Here is a 25,153-nt window from a genome sequence, read left to right on the forward strand (position 1 = left end):
TAACCTCATTATTTTATTTATTGATAAATTATAAACCTTGTCCAAACTGAAAATGGAAAATCCACTGTGGATCTTTCCCGTCAACGCTTCTGCGGTCGAAACCATAACCATAATCGAAACCGATTAAACCAATAGGATTAATTAGTATACGAGCACCAATACCTACAGAGCGTTTCAAATCAAATAAATTTGTTTGTTTGATGTCGAAATATACATTACCTGCTTCAGCAAATGCCAAAAGATAAATAGGAATCGGTTCGAGTGCAAGGGCAGCTCTCAGTTCGAGCGTATTCTTAAACATAACACGGCTTCCAATGATATTACCCTCGCTGCTAACAACGCCGAGACTTCTGTCGTCGTATCCGCGCAATGGAATGGTAGCTATTATCATTCCGCTGCCGCCCATATAATAAAAGTCAAATGGATTTATATGTTTATAATCTCCTAAATTGTGGATGTAACCGAGTCTCATTCCGTTGTAAAGAACTATCCTGTTAGTATTAAATAAAGATTTATACCAATCTGTATTTAATTCCACTCTATAATAATCGACATTGCCAGGTAGAATCGGTCCGCCTGAAAGCTCCAGGTTCAATGAAAATTTTGATCCGCGTGATGGAAAAATTGGATTATCGATGTCGGTACGAGATAAAATAGTGCTCACTGTATATTGTCTCGTTAACCCTTCGGGATAAATATTGGCTCCGTCGATAGTATTGTTGTACTGAAACTTAAAGCCGCCTTGAATATAGAAATAATCGTCGGGCCAAGTAAGGCGTCTACCAACCCGAAACGAAATACCCGACTGTCGCATGTCGTACACATATCGTTGACGTGTATCGTAAAGGTCGAAGCCGACAGAAGTAGGAGTGTCCATTAGCCAGGGTTCTGTGAAACCGAGTGTGAATGTTCGATAAAAATTGCCCACGCCAAACTGCCAGTTGAAATTCAGGATCTGTCCACCGCCCATCTGAAACGGTTCTGTAATTGAAAAGTTTGTGAGTGTAAAACCAATTGCACCGCTGAATCCAAATGCGCCACTATAACCAACAGAAGCATTCAAATAGTCGCTCGATTTTTCCTGTACTTTGTAAATTAAATTTACCGTACTGTCGTTTACCGGTCGATAATCAAAACCGGATTTGTATAATTCTTCAGCATTGAAGTACTGCAGGTTTGCCAGTTGCTGAAGACTACGAAGAATTAAAGCGCGGCTGAAGTAATTGCCGGGAATTGTATATAATTCACGCCTTATGACTTTATCCTTTGTTTTGTCGTTTCCCTGAATATCAACCTTGCCGATTTTGAATCGGTTGCCTTCGTTGACTGTTATAAGTATGTCAATCGAATCGGGTTCAACTTTAACTTCTTTTGCCTGAAGATTGAAACCGAGATAACCGTTGTCCTGATAAAGCGACGATACATCAGTCTGTTTTTCATTGTAATGTAAGTTGGTATTAAATTTTTCGTAATCGAAAATATCGCCTTTACGAAAACCGAGTCGTGCCGAAAGTAAATTATCGTCATAAACTGTGTTCCCTTCCCAGACCAGATTTCTTATTTTATACTGAGGTCCTTCATAAACATCGATTACTATATGAAGGTCCTGCTTATCGTTTGTATAATAGATTGAATCTTTGAGTATGACAAAATCGCGGTAGCCGTTTTTCTGGTAGAATTTTGTGAGTAAAGTTTTGTCTTTTTCGTAGTCTTCCTTTTTAAAATTTCCCGAGGACCAGAATTTCCACCATTTTTTGATTTTAGTTTCTTCAAACTCACTAATCAAATCGTCGTCGTCGAAAGCTTCGTTACCGTTAAATTCAATGCTGCGTACTTTAACTTCTTCTCCTTCGTCGATGTCGAGAACAACAAGTACTCTGCGTTTAATTCTTTCGACTGAATTAATTGAAATAGTTTTTTCTTTATCGTAGGTGGTTTCGTAAAAATCGTCTGGATTATCTTTATTTTGCCAGGTAATTTTAATTTCGTCGTCTGAAGTATCAGCATCAAAAAAATGGAAATAGAGTGGTTTTATTTTTGCATTTAGATGCCCTTCGTCGATGTAGAGGTCGTAAATTTTTGTAATAATCTTTTGTACTTCCTGCGCTTTGAGAGTCTGCCCTCTGACAATTGTAATTACTTTATTTATGTCCGATTCACTCAGTTCGTCGTTACCACGAAATACAAACTGTTCAAGTCTCGGATATTCTTTTACGATAATTTTCAGAAAGATTCCATTTTCTATCTTTTTTTCTGCTATTATCTGGACATCTTCAAAAATGCCGAATTTCCATAAGTTCTGGATTGCATTGTTTGTTTGATCACCGGGGATTGTAATATCATCGCCCACTTTAAGATTGCTGCTTGCAATAATTGTATTTGGGTCTGCCGTGTTACTTCCTTCGACTGTAATACCTAAAATTTTATAAGTGTTTCTTTGATACTGCGGATAAATTAAGGACGACGTGATCGCCAGAATAAAGAGACTAAAATTCAATAATTTTTTTGATATCGCCATTATTATTTCTACTTATATTGAGTAAACCGTTATTTTTAATTTGCTCGCTTACCATACCGAATCTTCTTTCTCTCGATTGATAATCGGCGATGGCTTCAAGCAAATGCTTGCATCTGAAATCTGGCCAGAGAACATTGGAAATAAAAATTTCTGAATAAGCAATTTGCCAGAGTAAAAAATTGCTAATTCGAAATTCGCCGCCGCTCCGTATCAACAAATCTGGGTCGGGCAGACCGGCAGTATTTAAAAAATTAGAAACAAGATTTTCGTCAATACTGTTTTTGTCTACTTTTCCACTTTCGACGTGCTCGATTATAGTTTTAATAGCTTCAACAAGTTCCCATCTGCCACTGTAACTAAGCGCGAGATTGAGAGTCATTTTTGTATTCCCGGCAGTTTTGGCAATCGCAATGTCGAGCTCGTTTTTTACTATGTTCGGTAAAATATTTTTGTTACCAATGGTTGTAAGACGGATATTATTTTGATTTAGTTCGTCAGTTTCAGTTTGAAGGCTTTTAACAATAAGTCGCATCAAAGTGGAAACTTCGTCCTTTGGACGGCGCCAATTCTCTGTTGAAAAAGTATAGAGTGTAAGGACATCCACGCCGAGCGCTACGCAGGCTTCTACAACAATTCGAACAATTTCGACTCCTTTTCTGTGACCGGCCACTCTGGGTAAATTTCTCTTTTTAGCCCATCGACCATTACCGTCCATGATGATTGCAATATGACGCGGTATATTTCCCTTGCTTTTGATTTCTTCGATAGCCTGAAGTTCTTTATTTGTCAGTTTTTTCCTCAAAGTAGATTTTTAACCCCCAGTTTGAAATAAAAATAGTCGCACTTTATACAATTATCAAGGCAAATTGTTGTCATTTAATTTCTATAATTTATTAAAAAGAGCGAAAGCAAAGATATTAATTTTTTAACGATATATCGATGTTTTGTAAAATTTAATTTTAAGGAGGGCAAAAGATATAAAAAAATTTTATTTTTAGAGCCGTAATAATGGCGCGTTCGTCTAGCGGTCGAGGACGCCGCCCTCTCAAGGCGGAGACCACGGGTTCGAATCCCGTACGCGCTACTAATACTTTGAACGAACTAGAACGTAATTCCTCTATCTTATACCAAATGGGACAGGATGAATCCCGAAGAAAAAAGAGCCCGAAAAATTTTTCAGATTCTCAAAGAAGAATATCCTGATGCAAAACCGGCTCTCAATTATAAATCCCCTTTTGAACTTCTGATAGCAACAATATTATCCGCTCAATGCACAGACGAACGCGTCAATATCGTTACTGAGAAATTATTTAAAAAGTATAGAAGACCGGAAGACTATCTTAAGGTTAATAACGAAGAACTCGAAAAGGATATCTTTTCAACTGGCTTTTATAAGCAAAAGGCAAAAAGTATTAAAAACTGTTGCAAGGAATTGATCGAAAAATACGAGGGCAAAGTGCCGGTTGATTTTGAAGCTTTGACGAAATTGCCGGGAGTGGGAAGGAAAACAGCCTCTGTGGTAGCCGGCAATGCTTTCGGTATTCCTTCAATAGCAGTCGATACGCATGTTATTAGATTGTCTAATTTGCTCGGGTTTGTGAATACAAACGACCCAAAGAAAATTGAAATTAAACTGAAGGAATTATTGCCAGAAGAATTATGGATTGTTTCTTCGCACCTTTTAATGAACCACGGCCGTAAAGTTTGCATAGCCCGTCGTCCCCGATGCGAAGAATGCATTATATCAAATTATTGCCCTTCGAAAAACAAAAATAAGGTGGTCAAATGAACGATAAAATGAGAAATAGAAGTTATTGTTTTGATTTATTGAAACAGTATACGAAAAGCGAAAGCCTCATAAAACATGCTCTATCAGTTGAATCCTGTGTAAGAGCTTATGCTGAAAAATTTGGAGAAGACGTCGAATACTGGGGTAACGTTGCATTGCTGCACGATTTCGATTACGAAAAATATCCAACTGCAGAAGAACACCCTTTCAAAGGTGCTGAAATTTTGAGAGAACTCGGTTTCGAGGAAGAATTTATCGATGCAATCCTTTCTCATGCTGATTATACCGGCGTCGAAAGAAATAATCTTTTGAAAAAGACTTTGTATGCCTGCGACGAACTTGCCGGATTTATTACGGCCGTTACTTATGTCCGTCCATCGAAGTCGATTGATGAAGTAGAAGTTAAGTCTGTATTGAAGAAAATGAAGGACAAAGCTTTTGCCAGAACCGTAAACAGGGAGGATATTAAAAAAGGTGCAGAAGAATTAGGAATACCACTTGACGAGCATATTCAATTTTGTATCGATGCAATGAAAAAGAATAAAGAAATTCTTGGGCTGTGAAAACCCTCTGCTATTTTTTCTTAAATGGAAAATGTTTGATTTAAACTTGACAAGTTGATACCATCTTCTATAAATTTGATTCCCAAAATATCAGGGAGAAATATTATAGAGAATTTCCGCTACCTTAATTTTGTTTATTTTTAATGTCTATCTAAAAAAATAAGTAATCTGATGAAAACAAAATTCTCTGTAATATTTCTCATAATATTCACGTCGATTGCAGCAGGCCAGGATATACATATCCTCAAATCCACTAAGTCAGAGTTTGTTTTCGACTACGTTCCAAATATAAAAGACACAAACTTTTTCGTTTATAATGGGAAAAATTACGTCACACTGGATATAGAGGGAACTTATATTGAAAATGAAAACTTTCCGGATTCGGTACAATTACCCGTTAGAGAATTCAAGCTCGGTGTTGACAGCGAGACGGGAAATACAATTCAGATATTATTTGTTGAAGAAAGCCAGATTGATGGAATTTATTCATTCGATAAAACACCAGATATTTTACCGCAGCAAAGAAAACGTGATTACATCACATTCGGCGAGTATGGACTAATTAGGAATTTGCCATTCCAGTCATTTTTAATTTATCCCGTACGCATTGATACCGAAACGGGCAAGACGCATATAATTAAAAGAATGAGGGTACGAATTAGTTTATTTTCCTCTAATGTTGAAAAAACTTTTGTGGCAGATTCGATTTTACAATTTTCAGTGCTTAATTGGTCAATTGCTAAAAACTGGGGAATTAAACAAAATCGTCTTTCGAAAGTAAATGTTCCGATATTTTCGTCAGGTAAATGGTTCCGTTTCGAAGCCAATGAAGAAGGGATTTATAAAATAGATAAATCTTTTCTCGAATCGATGGGCATCAATATTGCTGAAGTCGATCCCAGGACAATTAAGATTTATTCCTTAAATGGTTACGCTCTACCGGAAAATATTGAGGACGAATCGATTGGTTTCAACGAAAACGCAATATACATCAAGGACGAAGAAGATGGAGTTTTCAACGACGGTGACTATATTTTGTTTTATTCGAGAGGAATTCAAGCCTGGGAATACGATAAGAGTAGATATGCAATTCAGAGAGTCAAAAATCCATTCACGAGAAAAAATTACTTCTGGCTTACTTTTGGAGGTAATAAAGGAAAAAGAATGCCAGAAAAACCTTCGTTAAATTCGTCCAGCGCTTATAAACAAAGTACAACCCTTGCTTATGTTTTTAGTGATAAAGACAGTGTTAAAATTGCTGCATCGGGAAGAGATTATTTTGGAGATGTGTTTTCCGCTACGCGCCGTGAAAGAATTTATTTGAATACTTTGTACGGCCTGGTACCTGGTACAAAGATCAATTATAAATTCAGACTTATTAATACTTCTTCGGATTTTATTAATTACACCGTAAGAGAGAGTAACCAGCTGATTTATTCTGGCTCAATTTCATTAAATGCCAGGTATTCTTATACATACGGAATGCAGAGTGTCGGCATGGCTTCCTATTCGAACCAATTAACGGATAACCGTAGTAATTTAAAATTCACAATCAATACAAATATTTCTACAGCCAGCGTCTATATCGATTATTTCGAAATTGAATATCAAAGGTATCTGCAATCGACGATGGATTACCTGATATTTTTCTCTAAAGATACTACAGCAACCGTTGAGTATAGAATAACCGATTTTTCGAATAGCGATCTCTGGGCTTTCGATTTAACCAATCCGTACAACGTTAAGATAATCACTGGAGCTTTTATAAGTGGTGGTGAGATAAGATTTCAATCACTGGAAAACAAAAACAGTGTGTCGAAATATATAGCGTTAAATTCATCTGCTTTCAAAACTCCTGTAAACGGAGCACAAATTACGCCGACGGATATTTTGAGTAATACAGCTGGCAGTCAAATGATAGTGATTACAAATAAATATTTCAAAGAGCAGGCAGAAAAGTATGCTGCATATAGAAGTTCGGAATCGCCTGACCCTCTGTCGACTTCAATTTATTATGTAGACGATATTATGAATCAATTTAGTGGAGGTATGCTCGATCCTACTTCTATACGTAGTTTCCTTAAATATGCATACGACAATTGGCAGACAAAGCCCCATTATGTTCTTTTCTTTGGAGATGGAGATTATGACTATTTAAACGTGGTGCCTGAAGATATCGACAAAAACTTTGTGCCCACTTATCAAACCATCGAATCGCTCAGTGAAATTAACTCATATTCGACTGATGATTACTACGCCAGAGTTTCCGGCATCGACAAAGCTGTAGATTTAGCTACGGGTAGATTGGCTGTCCAAACGCTCTCAGACGCCGAGGCAGTTGTCGATAAAATAAAAAAATATGAACAGGAATCATCTACCGGACCGTGGCGTTATCGGATAACGTTAATTGCGGATGATGGCCTCACATCAGAAGGAGACGACGCAGCACTCCACACGCGGCAGTCGGAAGAACTGACCCTTAGAAAAATATCGAGTGCATACGATTTAAATAAAATTTATCTTGTCGCTTATCCGACAGTTATTACAGGACTTGGAAGAAGAAAACCGGAAGTAAACAAAGCTATCGTCAATGCGTTCAATAACGGTACTTTGCTTGTGAATTATATCGGTCATGGAAATCCCAATACATGGACTCATGAATATGTTTTCGAAAAAGCTACGACAATTCCCCAACTAAAAAATTCAGAGTTTTTCTTTCTCACAGCCGCTACCTGCGATTTCGGAAAGTATGACGATTTGAGTGAACAAAGCTCAACTGAATTAATGGTCAATATGCCTGATGGCGGTGCAATTGGAATTTTTACAGCTGCACGCGTTGTTTATGCAACTTCCAACGCAGCAATAAACGACACTTTTTATACGCATCTTTTCAAACGTACAACTGAAGGAAAACCAATACGAATTGGCGATGTTTTTATGCTCACAAAACAAAATCGTACGGCAATAAACGACGAGAAATTTCATCTGTTTTGCGATCCAGCACTCAGGCTAAAAATTCCTGCTGATAATGCCAGAATCGATTCGGTTAACGGTACACCGGTCAATAAAACAGTTCAAATTAATGCCCTCGGAAATGTGAATATTAAAGGGTCGGTAGGCACTAATTCTACCACCAATTTCAACGGCGAAGCTATTATTAGTGTTTACGACTCCGAAAGGAAAGTTTATTATGATGAAATAGGTTATACCGTTACGATGCCAGGTGGTTTGATATACAGAGGCAGATCGTCTGTCGAAAATGGCAAATACAGCACAGAGTTTATCGTACCCAAAGACATTTCATACGAAAATAAAAACGGCAAGATCACCGCTTATGTTTTCAATGAAAATAATGATGCTGTCGGTTACACCAATAATGTTATTGTCGGAGGAACAAATCCAAATGCAATTAACGACGGTAAGGGTCCAGAAATAGAAATTTATTTTGATAATGAGGAATTTGACAATGCGTATCTTGTTAATTCCGATTTTACACTTATCATTAAATTATTTGATGAAACCGGTCTCAATACGACTGGAACCGGCATTGGTCATAAACTCGAAGGGATACTGGATGGAGACGAAAACAATGCCATCGATTTTACGAATTACTTCGTTGGAGATTTGAATTCCGGCGGCAAATCGGGAGCGGTTATGTATAAATTTACATCCCTTACTGAAGGCGAACATAATATTAAAATCAAAGCCTGGGATGTATTTAATAACTTTTCCGAAACCGAAGTCTTCTTTACCGTTGTAAACGAAAACGATGAATTATATCTGAGAAATGTTTATAATTATCCGAATCCTTTTTCGTCCTCAACCACTTTTACATTCCAGCACAATGCAAATAGCGCTTTGGACGTAAAAATTAAAATCTACACCGTATCAGGAAGATTGATAAAAGAAATTGAAGAATACTCGGTGATGGACAGGTTTGTTCGAATTGACTGGGATGGCAGGGACGAGGACGGGAATTCATTGGCAAATGGAACTTATTTGTATAAAATTGTAGCCCACACTACCGACGGTTCTTACAAAAAGAGCGCACTCGGTAAGTTGTCGATAATAAGATAAAATTAATTACTCAAGGAGGTATAAAAAATGAAAAGAATAATTTTGATTCCGATGGTTATGATAATGATGGTTGGAATCAGTTCAAAAATAAAAGCTCAGGGAGAAGCTGCATTGCCTTTCCTTTTAATAGCTCCCGATTCGAGAGCTGGCGGTATTGGTGAATCCGGCGCTGGATTGGCTGACAATTCTGCAGCAATTTTCTGGAACCCTGCTGGAATTGCATTCCTGACTGGTTCGGAAGTCAGCTTTACACATAGTAACTGGCTACCGCAATTCCATCTCGATTTATTTTACGACTATGCAACTTATCGTCAATATATTGAAGATTTAAATGGCAGTATTACAGCGAGCGTAACATACATGAACTACGGAGAAATTGTACGTACAGGCTCAGATTCTCCCGAGCCAATCGGAACTTTTAGATCTTTCGATGCCGCTCTTACACTCGGTTACGCAACTAAATTGAGCAATGACTGGGGACTCGGCTTGAACTTCAGAATTATCCATAGTCGTCTTGCGGACAAGCCAACTGAAGCCGAACAGGGTAAAGGCGTTGCCACAACTGTCAGTTTCGACGTAGGTGCAATGTGGCGTCCGGAACACCTGAATTTGCCTTTAATTGGTGATATGAGCAATCGTCTTAGCATCGGTATGAACCTCAGCAATATTGGTCCAAAAATTTATTACATCGATCAAGCACAGGCCGACCCAATCCCGACAAATTTCAGACTTGGAATTGCTACCCGCCTCTATCAGGATGACTTCAACTCAATTACTATGACTCTTGATTTCAGCAAATTATTGGTCGACAAAGGCGAAGCATTTCGCGGGGAAGTTGATAGTAACGCCACTCCGAAACAAAGGAAGGATTTTTACGAAGCAATTTTTACCGCATGGGGCGACCAACCATTGAGCGAGGAAATAAGAGATATTACAACCGCTATGGGTCTTGAATACTGGTACGGACAACCTGGAGATTTTATGTTTGCTTTAAGAGCAGGTTATTTTTATGAAGACCCATCGTTTGGAAATAGAAAATTCGTCACTATCGGTGCCGGAATCAGATACGACATGTATGGGTTTGATTTCAGTTATTTAACTACCGACGTGTTTAAGGAAGGCGAAAATCACCCGCTCAATAATACGCTCCGTTTCACTATTTTTATTGGATGGGGTGCCGTACCTCAAACTCAATTAGGTTTTCCCAGAGGCATTTAATCGATTATGAATAAATCAATTTTCAAAATATTTTTTTGGCTGGGAATATTGATTCCCGGCCTTTTATTTGCCGCTTCGAAAAGCGAAAAGAAATTCACAAAAGCTCATTCATTACCTCAGATTTCTACCAGGAATGTTGCTATTGGCAAACTGAAGATTCTGGCTGTTATGGTCGAGTTTCAGGAGGACAACGATGAATATACTTACGGAAATGGTAAGTTCGGTTCGATTTATACTCAAAACTACGGCGATACTATAATTGATCCCTTACCACACGACCGCATTTATTTCGAAAATCACCTCCAGTTTGCTAAAAATTATTTTAAAAAAGTTTCTAATGGTCAATTGGATATCGAATATACAGTACTGCCCGACATTATTACAGTATCACAAACAATGCGTAACTATGCTCCACCGTTGAACAATCCCGACGATTTAAGTGGACTTGCAAAATTTACTGAGGAAGTCTGGACTTTAGCCGATTCGATATATACCGATATCGATTTTTCTCAATACGACCTCTTTACAATTTTTCATGCCGGAGCTGGAGCTGCATTTTATCCCACTGGTAAGATCGGCTATGAAAGGGATTTGCCTTCTGTATTTCTTGGATTTAACACCCTTCAAAAGTATCTGGGCATAAATTTTTCCGGATTCCCTGTTAAGAAAAATTTTAAGATACGTAACAGTATTATACTTCCCTCAACTGAATCGAAAGAAGTTGAATCTTTCGGGAAAAAATATCTTTACCAGATGTCCATCAACGGTTTGATCGTATCAAATATTGGAAGTTATTTAGGATTACCAGACCTGTTCAATACCGAAACGGGAGTTACGGCAATCGATCGATTTGGATTGATGGATGGGAATGCAATTTTTGCTTATAGCGGCTTGTTCCCACCGGAGCCTTCTCCCTGGGAAAAAATATTCCTGGGGTGGGTAGATCCGGTTATATTGCAATCGAATATCAATAATGTTCATCTTACGGCAAAACTTGCAGCTTCGGCAGGCGACACGGTAATCGTCAAAATTCCAATAAACGACCATGAATATTTCCTGGTAGAAAATCGTCAGCGCGATGTTAATAAAGACGGAATAACAATTACTTATAAAATTGGTAACAATGTTTATACGTTTCATACTCAAAAGGACACGGGCAGATTCAGATTCGACAACGCCGACACTCTACACGGTGTAGTGGTGGATGTAGACGAATTCGATTGGGCTGTGCCTGCTAACGGAATTGTTATCTGGCACGTCGATGAAAAAATTATAAGCGAAAAATATGCTGACAATAAAATTAATGCTGATTTGTATAACAAAGGCGTCGATATAGAAGAGGCAGACGGCATTCAGGATATCGGAGAATTGTTCAATACGGTACTCGGCGAAGTATATGGCATCGCAGGCGAAGAAGACTTATGGTACTATGGAAATAAAGCTCGTTTTTATAAAAATCGATTCAGCAGCGATACAAAACCAAACAGCAATTCTAACTCCGGTGCTAAATCGTTTATTACCCTCGATAATTTTTCAGCACCTGGAAATGTAATGACTTTCGACTTTAAGATCGGGAGCGATAAGTTTATCAAACTCGAAAATATTCGCCTGGACGGCAATTATAAATTTGTCGGAGGACTCGATAACCTCCCTTATATATTCCTCATTAACAATCAAGACTTGCTTATTCGTAATATCGAATCGAAATTTACATTAGTGTTCCCTGAATTTTCTGAAGTCAATCCCTCGATATTTCGCTCCTCTTCGAATATTTTCATATTAGGAGCAAATATTAGACAATTTAACACTGTTAGATTGAATTCTACCCTCGATCAAATTATTTCGCAAACCAGTTTTAATTTTTCTGAAAACGAAGGTTCGCGAGTTGTAACTCCCATTTCATGCAACGAACTGAATTCTTATACCTTAATGGGAACTGATGTTTCCCGATTGTTGAGAGTGGAGCATTTTACAGGTAGTTATAACACATTTGATTTCAATGAATACGGTAAAATTGTGCAGGTTTCAGCTTACAGCATACAAAATGAATTTGCTTTGATTACTGATGGTGGATTTTTTATTAATGGTTCACTGCCCGATCGCTTGAAAAGCACTGTAATAAAATTAAGTGGTAAACCGGTAAAATTAATAACATTAGTAAGGCAGGACGGTAATGACGAGTTTATAGTCTTAAACGACAATAATATATTTGATATAATAACCGATGGTGGCATCCGTAACAGTTTTGCAATTAATACAACTGCTGAGATAAAAGACTTTGCAATTTCAGTAAATCAAATTGCGGGGACATATTCGATAATTGTAGCCGATAGCAATAAAATTTTGTCCTACAACGGTTACGGTATTTTAAACGATAATTTTCCGCTAACGGTGACAGAAAAATTAAACGATTACATATTAACAACTGATTTGAACAATGATGAAGTTTGGGATATAATAGCTAGTTCTGTTAACGGCAATCTCTATGCATGGGACGCTACAAGCGCTGAGTTGTTGAGTGATTTTCCGCTGTCAACGGGAGCGACTTTAATAGTCCCGCCTGTTTTATTCCGTACAAATAGTCAAAGCATCACAGATTTTAAATCCGGTATAATCTATGCTGCAATCGATTCAAACAATTATTTAAACAGCTGGTTTATTGCTGTTGAGAATCCTTCGAATGGCTGGCATTCAATTGGTGGACTAAATCATTCATATACTATTCAATTGCCCGAAAGAAATGAAAGTGCAGAATATTTCCCGGAGAGCAAAGCCTACAATTGGCCAAATCCAGCGTATGGTAACGAAACGTATATAAGGTATTTTGTGGCTGAAGATTCAGAAATCGAAGTTATTATCTTTGATGCTGCTGGGGATTATGTGACAGAGCTTCGTGGTGTCGGACGAGGCGGATTTGATAACGAAATAAGATGGGATGTTTCCGACGTGCCGAGTGGAGTTTATTTCGCGCGTATTAATGCTTCCTCGTTAAATAAAACAGCTACTAAACTAATCAAAATTGCAATCATCAAATAGAAGCCTTATGCGAATATTTATATTCTTTTTGTTGACCCCGTTTCTTCTAATAGCCCAATTCAATGAGTATAATCCCGAATACGATTGGTATACTTTGAAAGGCGAGCATGTTTTTGTTCATTATCATACAGAAGCCGAAAGAACAGCTAGAACAGTACTTAAGATAGCCGAAGAAGTATGGGGACCAATTACGTCATTATACGGATACGAACCCGAAAAAGTCCATTTTGTAATTAAGGATATCGACGATTATTCCAATGGCGCAACCTATTTTTTCGACAATAAAATTGAAATATGGGCTTCTGCACTGGATTTCGATTTGCGCGGCTCGCACAATTGGTTGAGGAACGTTATCTCTCATGAATTTACTCACATGGTTCAGATTCAAGCTGCAATGAAAGTTGGAAGAAAAGTACCCGCCGTTTACCTTCAGTTTATGAATTATGAAGACAAACGACGTCCCGACATTTTATACGGCTTCCCCAATTTTATAGCTTCTTATCCAATAGCCACTGTTAATGTGCCTGCCTGGTTTGCCGAAGGCACTGCTCAATATATGCGCAAAGAATTTGACTATGATAATTGGGATACTCACAGGGATATGATCCTTAGATGTTATGCCCTCGACGGAAATATGCTCTCCTGGAATCAAATGGGCGTATTTGGAAAAACAAGTCTTGGCAACGAATCTGTTTATAACGCCGGTTTTGCTCTTACTCGTTATATCGCACAAAAATACGGCGAGGATAAATTAGTTGAAATTAACAATCGCTTGAGAGAACTTGCAAATTTTACTATTGATGCCGCCATTGAACAAACTCTCAATATTTCCGGTAATCAACTTTATACGGAATGGAGCACATTTCTTAGAAATGATTACCAGGAAAGAATTAAAAATGTATTAGAAAATCGTATTGAAGGTAACTTAATTACTCCAGTTGGTTTCGGAAATTTTTATCCTTCTTTTTCCGAAGACGGTTCTCAGATGGTTTATGTATCGAATAAATTCAGCGACTATTTCGGTGTCTCTTCGGTTTATTTGTACAATTTTAATACTAAGGAAGAAAAATTGCTTATACCTATGGTGCGCTCTACTGTCGCTTTTATTCCCGGTACTGACAAAATAATTTATGCAAAGTTGAGCGACGATAATCCCCGCTGGAATAATATTCATGACCTGTATGTTTATGATATAAGCAATAAAGAATCGACAAGGCTTACGTACGGATTGAGAGCCAACAACCCCAGTGTATCCAACGATGGATCTAAAATTGTATTCGTCTTTCAAAAAGATGGGACATCCAATATCGGTACGGTCGATATTGACGGGAAGAATTTTAAACAGCTGACATTTTTTAATAACGGTGAACAGGTTTATAATCCTAAATTTTCACCTGACGATTCGTATATTGTATTTGGATACTCTCTGAAAAATTCGAGAGAAATTGCCCGAGTGGATACAGATGGAACCGGATATAGTGTTTTAATACAAAATGGCCACGACAACCGTGATCCAGTTTTTGACAGTGAAGGTAATTTGATTTTTGCTTCTGATATTACTGGCATCTTTAATCTCTATCGATATGATTTTAATACTCAAAAAACTACAAGAATTTCAAACGTTGTGGGTGGTGCCTTTCAACCAGATGTCGATAAAAAAGGGAATGTTATTTATTCCGGTTACACCTCTGATGGATTTAAAATATTCTTGCTCGATAAAGAAAGTCAGGCTAAAGTAGATGACAATAAAAAATATGTCTGGATCGGTAATCCGCCATTGGACAAGGATAAGCCGAAGGGCGATCTCGTTCGATTCGATATAGAACGTCTAAAAAACTACAACGATTATGAATTGCCCGACGTTAAACCCTCTAAATATTCAGGCTACTTTTCCCGTTTCAGCATAATTCCTTTTATTCGTTACGACAACTATATTACGTCAAATAATTTTGCCGATAGAATAAAACCAGGTATTTATGCGGCTTCGAGCGATTATTTGAACAGATTCAGCATTTTCGGCGGTGGGGCTATAAATAAAAAATTCGAACGCGATTTATTTCTCTCTTTTGAATACAGGGATAAACTTCCATTATTGTTTAACCTGGGACTAAGACCTGAAATGGGTATCGAACTTTATAGTGTTAGTAGAAAAACCAATACGGACATTATCTTCGACTCGCTCGATACTTCTCTGCGAACGAGTACCGACGTCACATACAATTTATTCGAAGCCGATTTCTTTGCCCGGCATAAAATTATTACGGCAGGGAATATGCTGGAGTTTAGATACGTATTCAGCAGCTATACCGCGACACTGGATGCATTTATATTTCCGAATACAAGTTTGCTCTATCCATCTACAAACGATACGTATTATATTGGCAACGATTTCCAATTAAAATTCAGTCACGAAGGTATTATTCCAACAAAAGACTCGGATATAAATCCAGTAGGTAGAAAAATTGAACTTAAATACGATTATGAATTTAACCGCTATAATCCCGACGGCACTTATGAAGTTGCCGACGGCATATTGAAGCCGGTCTACAAAAACTACAATTTTCACAGAATTGAATTAAACTGGAAAGAGTATATGCGGGTCTATATGGAGCATACGCTCACAGCACAAATGCGCTTTGGTAGCATTCTAGGACCAGACGTACCGGAATTTTTCGATTTTTATCTTGGCGGTTTGATCGGAATGAAAAGTTACCCGTTTTATTCGGTTAACGGTAATGAAGTTGCATGGATAAATCTAACATATCGGTTCCCACTTCTTAAGGAGATCGATACACGGTTAGGTCATCTTTATATAGATAAGATTTATATGTCGTTCTATGCAGATTTTGGTAATGCCTGGCATGGCAATCGTATTAAACTGGATAACTTTAAAAAAGGAGCCGGCTTAGAACTTAGAATAAAGATGAATTCATTCTACCTATTCCCGACAAGTTTCTTTTTAAATGCCGCATATTCTTTCGACAGATTTACAAGAACTATTCTAAATGAAGATGTAACTTACGGCAAAGAATGGAATTTTTACGGTGGTATTTTGTTCGACTTTAATTTTTAATTTGGGTACGAAAATGAAAAAGGTATTATTGATATTACTTATTGCCAGTTCAATAAGAGCGCAGTCAAACTTGACCGGCAGCTTGTATCTTGATTCAGAGATTTCTTTCAAAGAGACTTCTGCTGATTTAACCAACGATGCATCCAATAATCATCAGAAGAAAGCTCCATTTACAGCGGCGCTTCTTTCTTTTGCATTTCCTGGAGCGGGACAATTTTATTCCAATAGCTATCTTAAGAGTGCACTTTTTGTAGCAGTGGAAGCTGCGGCAATTACTGTCGGATTGATTTATGACAAAAAGGGCGACGACCAGACGATAAAATTTCAGAACTTTGCCGATCAACATTGGGACGTAACTCGTTATGCTAAGTGGACTATTGCCCATGCAAGTGAAATTAATCCTTCAGTCGATCCAGGAAATTATTTTGTGTTTAATTCAGACGGAACAGTCAATTGGAAAGAATTAAATAAATTGGAAAATGCTTTAGGCAGCTACTATTCACATCGCTTAGCCCCATATGGAGACCAGCAATATTATGAAATGATCGGTAAATATCCTCAGTTTAATGTAGGCTGGGACGACTTTGGCGACGAAAATACTCCTTATAAATATGGCGACCCTCTGACAGAAAATTTTATTTTCTATTCAAAAGAACGAGGTAAAGCCAACGATTTCTATAACGTTGCATATAAAGCCGTACTTGTTATTTTTACGAATCATATAATTAGTGCTATCGATGCGGCGCTCACGGCAAATAGCTATAATAAAAATATCAAAGTTAATGCTGAACTCAATAAAATAAATGTAGGATATAGAACTTACTATTTCCCTCAATTAAATTTGCAATATAATTTTTAATCTATAAGATGATATGAATGAACCCGTTGTTGTAATAGTTGGCCGACCGAACGTTGGCAAGTCAACACTTTTTAACAGATTGACACGAAGCAAAACTTCAATTGTGGACGATGCACCCGGCGTTACGCGCGATCGTATCTACGGCGAGGCAGAATGGAACGGCAAAAAATTTCGTGTAATCGACACGGGTGGACTGGTGCCAAATTCTCAAGACCTTTTTGAAGCTGCTATAAAAGAACAGGTAGAAATTGCTTTCCAGGAAGCCGATGCAATTTTTTTCGTCGTAGACGGTAAGAGCGGCCTTACTCCTCTCGATATTGAAATTGCTCAGAATCTTCGCAAGTTTACCAAACCAAACTTTCTGTTAGTCAATAAGGCTGACAGTCCCGAACTTGAAATTATTAAAAACGACTTTTACCGTTTAGGTATCGAAAAAATTTACGATATATCCGCCATCAATGGACGAAACCTGGGCGATCTACTCGACGATCTGATCGAAAGCCTCGATTTTACGAATGTATCGGAAAAGCCCGACCCTCGCTTGAGACTTTCGATTATCGGTAGACCAAATGTCGGTAAATCGTCCCTTGTAAATTCTTTATTGGGTTACAACCGCTCAATCGTTACCGATATTCCTGGTACCACCAGAGATAGTGTCGACTCGGTTATGAAATACTACGGACAGGAAATCATCCTTGTCGATACAGCTGGTTTAAGAAGAAAATCGAAGATTAAAGAAAACGTGGAATTCTTTTCGAACGTTCGTACTTTCAAAGCTCTCTGGAACAGTGACGTTGCCGTTTTGCTTATCGATGCCCAAGTTGGCATTGAAAATCAGGACCAAAGGATTATCCAGGAAGCAGTACGTCGACGTAAAGGTTTGATTATTGCCATCAACAAATGGGACTTAATTGAAAAGGATACCAATACTGCTAAGATTTTTGAAGATGCTGTTCGAAGAGAACTTGCCACGCTCGATTATGTGCCAATCATTACAATTTCTGCTCTTACCAAACAAAGGATTTTTAAACTAATAGACCTGGCTCTTAAAATTCACGAAGAAAGAAAGAAAAAAATTCCCACGAACCATTTAAACGAAACGCTACTGCCGGAAATTCAAAAAACTCCACCACCTGCCACTCCTACTGGCAAAGAAGTAAAAATAAAATATATAACTCAGGTAGGCGAACATTACCCGATTTTCCTTTTCTTTGCAAACGAACATAAGTATGTGCCGGAAAATTATAAACGCTTTCTTGAAAGGCTTATAAGAAAACATTTCGGTTTCGAAGGTGTACCGATCACTATCAGTATAAAAGACAAATAATAAATTACCACAACCTACCCAAAACACATCGGAATTGATTATATTTATTTGAAATAATTTGTGGGTTATGTTTTGTATTCACCCAAAAATATAATTATTGTTGGTGGCAATGCAGCAGGTCCAGCGGCAGCAGCAAAAGCTAAAAGAATAGACCCCAATTCAAATGTTGTTTTATTCGAAGCCGGTCCTTTCATCTCAACAGGAACCTGTGAAATACCGTATGCACTCTCAGGCGAAATTTCAGATGCCAGGGAATTAATTCTTTTTGATTCCGAAAGTTTCGAACAAAAAAAAGGTGTTAAAGTTTATGTTAACCATCACGTGGAAAAAATCGACAGACGTAATAAAATAGTCTCAGTCTTAAATAAAATAACAAATCAAAAGATTGAATATCCATACGATAAATTAATATTGACTACGGGTTCAAAACCTGTTTACATTCCAAAATTTGACAAATCGTTAGATAATCTCTTTACATTAAAAAGCGTTTCCGACTTAATAAAGCTGGATACCTTCCTGCATAAAAATGATCAAATTAGAAATGTTGCTGTAATAGGAGCTGGGTACATCGGTCTGGAAGCAGCTGAAGCTTTCAGAAAGAAAGGTTTTTCAGTCAAACTCTTTGAAAGAGAAAATTTACCGTTGCCAAACTCAGGTGTGGAAATTGGAAATATTATAAACGAAGTTCTAAAAGAGAACAAGATAGAATTTTATGGGGAGGCTGCTGGTATTGAACCAATCATCAAAGACAATTGGATTAAAGCCATAAAATATCAGGGCTGGAATATCGAGATCGATTTAGTGTTGCTAACAGCGGGTGTAAAACCGAATAACGACTTAGCCATAGCTGCCGGCTTAATGATAGGCGAATACGGTGGGCTGAAAATTGATTCTCGATGCAAAACGTCCGATCCAAATATTTTTGCCGCAGGTGATAATATCGAAGTGAAAAATCGGATTACAAATAGATACGATTATATTCCGCTGGCAACAATTGCCAGAGATTACGGTCATATCGCTGGTGAAAATGCAGCCGGCGGTAATGCTATTGTACGTAGTGTTGTCCCGAATGTTACTTTGAAAATTTTTGATTATTACATTGCGACAGTTGGAATCAGTTGCACAACGGCTCGCAAATATAATCTTAATTTCAATTCCGTTTACGCTACAGCTCCTAATCTCGTAAAGATTATGCCAGACAGCAGAAATGGATTCGGAAAAATTTTATTCGAGAAATATACCGGAAATATTCTCGGTGCGCAGTTCGTGGGTGGAAAGGAAGTTGCAGGTCATGCGGATATCATATCAGTCTTTATAAACAATAAAATACCGGTCTTTAAATTGAGCGATGTCGATTACAATTACACCCCACCGTTATCACCATTCATAAATTTATTGTCGATTTTGGGAAGAAAAGCAAACGAGGCAAGAAAATGAAAAATCTTACTATAGTGGATAATCCACTTGTAAAAAGAGATATAACAATTTTGCGTAATAAAGATACAGACCCTCCTAACTTCCGAGCGGCGCTGGATAGAATTTCTTATTCGATCGCAATTGAGATATCTAAAAATTTTCAACTTGACGAAATAAAAGTTGTTACCCCGCTGGAGACTACTACGGGTTATAAATTACAAAAACAGGTTGTTCTTATACCGGTGTTGCGTGCAGGACTCAGTATGGTCAATTCGTTTCTGGATATGATACCCGACGCTAAAGTGGGGCATATAGGATTGCAGCGGAACGAAAAAACCTTAATGCCGGAAGATTATTATTATAAAACACCGAAGGAGATTGCAACTTCGATTACCATTGTGCTTGATCCAATGCTCGCAACAGGTGGAAGTGCCACAGCGGCATTTAAATATTTGAAAGAACGAAATGCAGGTGAAGCTTACCTTGCATGTCTGATAGCAGCGCCGGAGGGAGTCAAAAAAATGGAAGAAGAGCACCCCGATGTTAAAATTTTTACAGCCGCTCTCGATAGAGAATTAAATGAAGTCGGTTATATTGTCCCCGGTTTGGGTGACGCAGGAGATAGAACGTTTGGCACCTTCTGAAGAACTTATTTTGCTGCAAAGGTGTATAAATTCGTGACAATTGTTTTTTTCAAATATTTTCGCTTAATTTCAATAAAAATTAGCTCAACATGGAAACGGTAATCGGTATTAAACATAAAAAAATGCTTGACGAGCTTCTTGAAGTATGCCGTAAAAATTTAAGAGTCGTTAACGAAGCTCTGATTGAAAAAGCATTTCATTTAAGCTACGAGTCGCATAAAAACGACTTCCGAGCTTCCGGTGAACCGTATTTCAATCATCCTTATGAAGTGGCAATGATTCTTGCCAGAGAAATTCCACTCGACGACATCTCAATCGTAAGCGCATTGTTACACGACGTCGTAGAAGATTCAGGAATTAATATCGAATTTATTGAAAAAGAGTTCGGGCAGGAAGTTGCCGAAATTGTCGATGGTGTAACCAAAATTGGCGGCGTGTTTAAAGAGCAGGAGATAATAAAAGCCGAAAATTACCGTAAACTTTTGCTTTCGATGGTTAAGGATGTGCGCGTCATACTTGTTAAATTTGCCGACCGCCTCCATAATATGCGAACTCTTGAATTTGTCAGTCCTCAAAAACAACGACGAATTGCAAAAGAAACGCTCGAAATCTATGCTCCTTTTGCCCATCGATTCGGTCTCGGCGCCATTAAATGGGAAATGGAAGACCTCGCTTTTAAGTATCTCAATAGAGAAGCATACGACAGTATAGCCCAAAAAATATCCGACACTCGTAAAGAAAGAGAAGCTTTCCTCAACAAAGTTATTAAACCAGTGTCCGAAAAACTGAAAGAATATAATCTAAAATTCGAAATCAGTGGACGGCCCAAACATCTTTACAGTATCTACAGAAAGATGGTTACTCAAAATCTACCATTCGAACAAATTTACGATAAACTTGCTATACGAATAATTCTGGAAAGCGACGATAAGAACAATTGTTATCTTGTGCTGGGAATTGTCAACGAACTTTTCAAACCGATACCGGATCGTTTTAAGGATTTTATTTCGATACCGAAAAAAAACAATTATCAATCGATTCATACTACTGTTATCGGTCCCGAAGGAAAACTTGTCGAAGTTCAAATTAGAACGCGCAAGATGCATGAAATTGCTGAACGAGGTGTGGCAGCGCACTGGAAATATAAAGAAAATATTACGAGTACAGATAAAGAACTCGAAGAATGGGTTAGCTGGGTAAGAGATATTTTTGAAAATGCTTCAAAAGATGAAGCTACAAAAGAAATACTTGCCAGTTTCAAACTTAATCTTTACCAGGATGAAATTTACGTTTTTACTCCAAAAGGTGAACTTAAAAGGTTGCCCATTAATTCCACTCCGGTCGATTTCGCTTATGAAATTCACAGTAACATTGGTAATCATTGTATTGGTGCCAAAGTTAACGGCAAAATTGTTCCTTTGAACACAATATTACACAGCGGCGACCAGGTTGAAATTATCACTTCCAAAAATCAACATCCCAATAAGAGCTGGCTGCAGTTCGTAAAAACTCACAAAGCAAAAAGTCACATTCGCAAATATTTAAATAAAGAAGAAGAGCGATTAATTGAAAACGGTAAAGATATATTCGAGAAGAAAGTAAAAAAATATAAACTTACCTTAACCCCTGACGATATTGTTAAACTTTCAAAAAAGCTGAAATTTGAAAATGTAAAAAGTTTTTATAAAGCTATTGCTTCGAACCATATTGACCTCGACCATTTATTGAATACAGCTCTAAATTTACAAACACAAGAAAGCCAGAAAGAAAGCAGTGAACTTGAATTCGATCGTTTTGTAGACATGGCGCGTCATACTGCCGGTGGTGTGGTGGTTGAAGGCGAGCAGAAAGGACTGTCAATAAGTTATGCAAAATGTTGCAACCCAATACCTGGCGATCCAATAATTGGTTATGTGACCATCGGCGAAGGAATTAAAGTTCATCGTAAAGATTGTAAGAATCTCATCAATATGTTAAAAAACAACGAAGAGAGAGTTGTACCTGTTAACTGGCCCAAAACTGATGGTTCTTACTTTGTGGCAGGCATTATTATTAAGGGCGAAGATATGCCCGGTGTACTGAAAGATATTTCCAACAGCATTACTACTTTTGAAAACACAAATATAAAATCTGTCAATTTTACCACTGCGGATTCAATGTTTAAAGGTACTATAACAGTTTATGTAAAGGATCTTAATCACCTTAATAAATTGATTGAACGACTCAAAAAAAATAAGGGCGTCTACTCTGTTGAGCGGTTCGATGCCGAAAATCAATGATATGTCTGTAACAGAATCCCGTATATTGTCGCTCGATTACGGCGAAAAACGTGTGGGTGTGGCTGTAACAGATCCGCTGAATATCTTTGCCTATCCCGTTACTACTCTCGACAACGATGCCAATTTGATCACCAACATATTGAAACTGATCGACGAATATAACGTAACAAAAATTATTATCGGTAATCCACTGAAAGAAAGCGGGGAAGAATCTAAAGTCTCGCTAATAGTAAAAGATTTTTCTCAGAAACTTCAAAATGCATGCGGTATTGAAATTGAATTCGTAGACGAAAGATACACATCGCACATTGCACAAAGGAGAATAATCGAAAGCGTGCCTACGAAGAAAAAGAGGAGAGATAAAGGTCTGATCGATAAAAATGCCGCAGCAATTCTGCTTGAAGATTATCTCCGGAAAAAATCAAATTGACATTTTTAGTTATATAAGCTATTTTGACATCAAAATTTAAACACAATATGGAGCCCTCATATGACACTTGATGCACTTGGCATGATCGAAACCAAAGGATTGGTAGGAGCCATCGAGGCAGCAGATGCAATGGTCAAAGCTGCTAAAGTGGAATTAATCGGGAAAGAAACCATTGGCGGCGGCTATGTAACCGTTATGGTTCGTGGTGATGTTGGAGCCGTCAAAGCTGCTACAGACGCTGGTGCTGCAGCTGCACAACGTGTTGGTGAATTGGTTTCTGTTCACGTTATTCCTCGTCCTCATACAGATGTTGAATTGATCCTTCCCAAACGTCCAAAGTAATTGAAAGATGCAACTGGCTTTAGGATTAATTGAAACCAGGGGCTTGGTAGCAGCAATCGAAGCTGCCGATGCTATACTCAAGGCAGCTAATGTAAAATTACTCCGTAAAGAAAAAGTAAAAGCCGGACTTGTTACAATAGAAATTATTGGGGAAGTTGCTGCTGTTAAAGCCGCCGTAGATGCAGGAGCAGCCGCAGCACAACGTGTAGGAGAGTTAGTATCGGTTCATGTAATCCCAAGGCCAGATGAGCAAATCGACAAATTGTTAATACCCGATCACGAAAATAAAATCGAAAAGCAAAGAAATAATACCGAACAACCAATCCAGGAAAATTCCGAAGAGCCAAATAAAATTGATAATCACCTGGCATCGCTAAAGCATGAGGCAATAAAAGAACTTGAGAACGAGGAATTGGAAGAAGACAATTTCTTCAGTAGCGGCGAGATAACAGTGGTTCCACCACTCGAAGAATTATCTAAATTAAATGTACATAAGCTCAGAAGGTTAGCTCGTGCTTTCCCGAATTTTCCTATAAAAGGGAGAGAAATTTCGAAAGCCAATAGGGAAACTCTTATTGAATTGTTTGATAGCCTCAGAAGCTAACTGTAGTCTCAAAATTATTTATGTAAAAGGCTTTTGATAAAGCCTTTTTTTATATTTAAACCATGAAGAATAGACTTTTACCGATTATTTCCGTAATAATTATTTCAATTGTGCTATGGGGTTCCATCGCCCTATCGGAAGATTATGTCTGCACTATTAATGCTTCAATTGAATTTTTAAAACATTCACAAAAACATGCACCTGTGTTACTTTCAAATAAATCCGTCTACATTCGTTTAAAAGGCAAAGGATGGGAACTGGCTAAAGTCTGCTTGAGCGGCGAACATAAATTCTATGTTTCATCCCCTAACAACAGAGGGAGGCACACGATTAATCTGAAAAATGAATTTGAAAACAATCCGTGGATCGGTTCTGCTGTCTCGGTAGTTGAAATAATTCCTTCTGAAATTAGACTGAGAATTGATGATCGAGTGACGAAAAAAGTGCCTATTGAGAAAAATCTCAAATTAAATTTTGCTCCTGGTTTCGGGCTTGCCTCAGAGATAATTCTTATACCGGATTCGGTTATAATCTCGGGACCTAAGTCGATTCTGAGGAATATTGAATCTGTAAAAACAGATTCGATTAAATTTGATAATGTAAATGAATCCTTAGAAGGCGAAGTTAAACTGCTTCAAAATAAGGGCGTTGACTACTCTATAGATAAATGCAGTTTTAAAGTCGATGTGGAAAAAATAATTGAGCTTGAATTAAAAGAAATTCCAGTGAAGGTTATCAATACTCCACCTGACAAAGAGTTGTTGGTATTTCCTGTAAAAGTTAGTGTGATATTGAGAGGCGGACTTAATAAGCTCGGGCAACTATCAAAAGAAAACATCATGGTATTTGCCGATTACAGAGATGCAATCAGAGATGATGAAGAAATGATTACTCCACGTGTCGTTATTCCGAAGTATATGGAGTTAGTTGGTACATCCCCGTCTAAATTAAAATATATTATCAGAGAGAGATAATTTT

The 25,153-nt window shown here is 37.8% G+C and carries 17 protein-coding genes and 1 tRNA gene; 16 read left to right on the forward strand and 2 right to left on the reverse strand.

Annotated features, from left to right (window positions below):
• Window positions 1-28: 28 nt before the first annotated feature.
• Together bamA and uppS are read right to left on the reverse strand one after the other, a co-directional pair.
• Window positions 29-2,518: an outer membrane protein assembly factor BamA gene (gene bamA, locus ACUN8G_RS00065; RefSeq protein ID WP_437346596.1), complete on the reverse strand. Its 2,490-nt coding sequence runs from the start codon at window positions 2,516-2,518 to the stop codon at window positions 29-31.
• Complete coding sequence (uppS, locus tag ACUN8G_RS00070; protein ID WP_437346597.1) at window positions 2,487-3,320, reverse strand: undecaprenyl pyrophosphate synthase; 834 nt, start codon at window positions 3,318-3,320, stop codon at window positions 2,487-2,489. Before uppS ends, bamA begins: the two co-directional genes overlap by 32 nt.
• 208 nt (window positions 3,321-3,528) lie before the next feature.
• Here uppS and ACUN8G_RS00075 point away from each other — a divergent pair.
• The 16 genes from ACUN8G_RS00075 to ACUN8G_RS00150 all read left to right on the forward strand — a co-directional run bounded on the left by ACUN8G_RS00075 (window position 3,529) and on the right by ACUN8G_RS00150 (window position 25,149).
• Window positions 3,529-3,602, forward strand: a tRNA-Glu gene (locus ACUN8G_RS00075).
• Between the two features lie 57 nt (window positions 3,603-3,659).
• Complete coding sequence (gene nth / locus ACUN8G_RS00080; protein ID WP_437346598.1) at window positions 3,660-4,307, forward strand: endonuclease III; 648 nt, start codon at window positions 3,660-3,662, stop codon at window positions 4,305-4,307.
• On the forward strand, window positions 4,304-4,870 hold the full coding sequence (locus ACUN8G_RS00085; protein WP_437346599.1) for an HDIG domain-containing metalloprotein: 567 nt from the start codon (window positions 4,304-4,306) through the stop codon (window positions 4,868-4,870). Before nth ends, ACUN8G_RS00085 begins: the two co-directional genes overlap by 4 nt.
• 171 nt (window positions 4,871-5,041) lie before the next feature.
• The gene (porU, locus tag ACUN8G_RS00090) at window positions 5,042-8,947 is read left to right on the forward strand and encodes a type IX secretion system sortase PorU (protein WP_437346600.1); all 3,906 of its coding nucleotides are present in this window, start codon (window positions 5,042-5,044) and stop codon (window positions 8,945-8,947) included.
• 27 nt (window positions 8,948-8,974) lie between these two features.
• Window positions 8,975-10,165: a type IX secretion system outer membrane channel protein PorV gene (gene porV / locus ACUN8G_RS00095; protein WP_437346601.1), complete on the forward strand. Its 1,191-nt coding sequence runs from the start codon at window positions 8,975-8,977 to the stop codon at window positions 10,163-10,165.
• Window positions 10,166-10,171: 6 nt separating this feature from the next.
• The gene (locus tag ACUN8G_RS00100) at window positions 10,172-13,201 is read left to right on the forward strand and encodes a T9SS-dependent M6-like inactivated metalloprotease (protein WP_437346602.1); all 3,030 of its coding nucleotides are present in this window, start codon (window positions 10,172-10,174) and stop codon (window positions 13,199-13,201) included.
• A 7-nt stretch (window positions 13,202-13,208) separates the two neighbouring features.
• On the forward strand, window positions 13,209-16,274 hold the full coding sequence (locus ACUN8G_RS00105) for a TolB family protein (protein WP_437346603.1): 3,066 nt from the start codon (window positions 13,209-13,211) through the stop codon (window positions 16,272-16,274).
• 13 nt (window positions 16,275-16,287) lie between these two features.
• Window positions 16,288-17,133 (forward strand): hypothetical protein, encoded by an 846-nt coding sequence (locus ACUN8G_RS00110; RefSeq protein WP_437346604.1) that lies wholly within the window; start codon window positions 16,288-16,290, stop codon window positions 17,131-17,133.
• A 13-nt stretch (window positions 17,134-17,146) separates the two neighbouring features.
• Window positions 17,147-18,460 (forward strand): ribosome biogenesis GTPase Der, encoded by a 1,314-nt coding sequence (gene der, locus ACUN8G_RS00115; RefSeq protein WP_437346605.1) that lies wholly within the window; start codon window positions 17,147-17,149, stop codon window positions 18,458-18,460.
• A 72-nt stretch (window positions 18,461-18,532) separates the two neighbouring features.
• The gene (locus ACUN8G_RS00120) at window positions 18,533-19,897 is read left to right on the forward strand and encodes an FAD-dependent oxidoreductase (protein ID WP_445480880.1); all 1,365 of its coding nucleotides are present in this window, start codon (window positions 18,533-18,535) and stop codon (window positions 19,895-19,897) included.
• Window positions 19,894-20,520, forward strand: a complete 627-nt coding sequence (upp, locus tag ACUN8G_RS00125; protein WP_437346607.1) for a uracil phosphoribosyltransferase — start codon at window positions 19,894-19,896, stop codon at window positions 20,518-20,520. The genes ACUN8G_RS00120 and upp overlap by 4 nt, the downstream gene beginning before the upstream one ends.
• An 89-nt stretch (window positions 20,521-20,609) precedes the next feature.
• Window positions 20,610-22,799 carry a RelA/SpoT family protein gene (locus ACUN8G_RS00130; protein ID WP_437346608.1) on the forward strand — a complete coding sequence of 730 codons (2,190 nt, stop codon included), beginning with the start codon at window positions 20,610-20,612 and terminating at the stop codon, window positions 22,797-22,799.
• The gene (ruvX, locus tag ACUN8G_RS00135) at window positions 22,783-23,229 is read left to right on the forward strand and encodes a Holliday junction resolvase RuvX (protein WP_437346609.1); all 447 of its coding nucleotides are present in this window, start codon (window positions 22,783-22,785) and stop codon (window positions 23,227-23,229) included. Before ACUN8G_RS00130 ends, ruvX begins: the two co-directional genes overlap by 17 nt.
• Window positions 23,230-23,289: 60 nt before the next feature.
• Window positions 23,290-23,571, forward strand: coding sequence for an ethanolamine utilization microcompartment protein EutM (eutM, locus tag ACUN8G_RS00140; protein ID WP_437346610.1), 282 nt, complete (start codon window positions 23,290-23,292; stop codon window positions 23,569-23,571).
• A gap of 7 nt (window positions 23,572-23,578) precedes the next feature.
• Entirely contained in the window at window positions 23,579-24,175 is a 597-nt protein-coding gene (locus ACUN8G_RS00145; protein ID WP_437346611.1) for a BMC domain-containing protein, read from the forward strand.
• A gap of 62 nt (window positions 24,176-24,237) precedes the next feature.
• On the forward strand, window positions 24,238-25,149 hold the full coding sequence (locus ACUN8G_RS00150) for a CdaR family protein (RefSeq protein ID WP_437346612.1): 912 nt from the start codon (window positions 24,238-24,240) through the stop codon (window positions 25,147-25,149).
• Window positions 25,150-25,153 lie beyond the last annotated feature (4 nt).

The sequence above is a fragment of the Melioribacter sulfuriphilus genome, from assembly GCF_052656625.1.

Excerpts from the sequence above, each read along its gene's own strand:
- ACUN8G_RS00100 (WP_437346602.1), top strand. The coding sequence starts at position 10,172 with ATGAATAAATCAATTTTCAAAATATTTTTTTGGCTGGGAATATTGATT.
- eutM (WP_437346610.1), top strand. The coding sequence starts at position 23,290 with ATGACACTTGATGCACTTGGCATGATCGAAACCAAAGGATTGGTAGGA.
- ACUN8G_RS00085 (WP_437346599.1), top strand. The coding sequence starts at position 4,304 with ATGAACGATAAAATGAGAAATAGAAGTTATTGTTTTGATTTATTGAAA.
- bamA (WP_437346596.1), bottom strand. The coding sequence starts at position 2,518 with ATGGCGATATCAAAAAAATTATTGAATTTTAGTCTCTTTATTCTGGCG.
- ACUN8G_RS00150 (WP_437346612.1), top strand. The coding sequence starts at position 24,238 with ATGAAGAATAGACTTTTACCGATTATTTCCGTAATAATTATTTCAATT.
- ACUN8G_RS00105 (WP_437346603.1), top strand. The coding sequence starts at position 13,209 with ATGCGAATATTTATATTCTTTTTGTTGACCCCGTTTCTTCTAATAGCC.
- ruvX (WP_437346609.1), top strand. The coding sequence starts at position 22,783 with ATGCCGAAAATCAATGATATGTCTGTAACAGAATCCCGTATATTGTCG.
- porV (WP_437346601.1), top strand. The coding sequence starts at position 8,975 with ATGAAAAGAATAATTTTGATTCCGATGGTTATGATAATGATGGTTGGA.
- porU (WP_437346600.1), top strand. The coding sequence starts at position 5,042 with ATGAAAACAAAATTCTCTGTAATATTTCTCATAATATTCACGTCGATT.
- der (WP_437346605.1), top strand. The coding sequence starts at position 17,147 with ATGAATGAACCCGTTGTTGTAATAGTTGGCCGACCGAACGTTGGCAAG.
- ACUN8G_RS00110 (WP_437346604.1), top strand. The coding sequence starts at position 16,288 with ATGAAAAAGGTATTATTGATATTACTTATTGCCAGTTCAATAAGAGCG.
- ACUN8G_RS00130 (WP_437346608.1), top strand. The coding sequence starts at position 20,610 with ATGGAAACGGTAATCGGTATTAAACATAAAAAAATGCTTGACGAGCTT.
- ACUN8G_RS00145 (WP_437346611.1), top strand. The coding sequence starts at position 23,579 with ATGCAACTGGCTTTAGGATTAATTGAAACCAGGGGCTTGGTAGCAGCA.
- upp (WP_437346607.1), top strand. The coding sequence starts at position 19,894 with ATGAAAAATCTTACTATAGTGGATAATCCACTTGTAAAAAGAGATATA.
- nth (WP_437346598.1), top strand. The coding sequence starts at position 3,660 with ATGAATCCCGAAGAAAAAAGAGCCCGAAAAATTTTTCAGATTCTCAAA.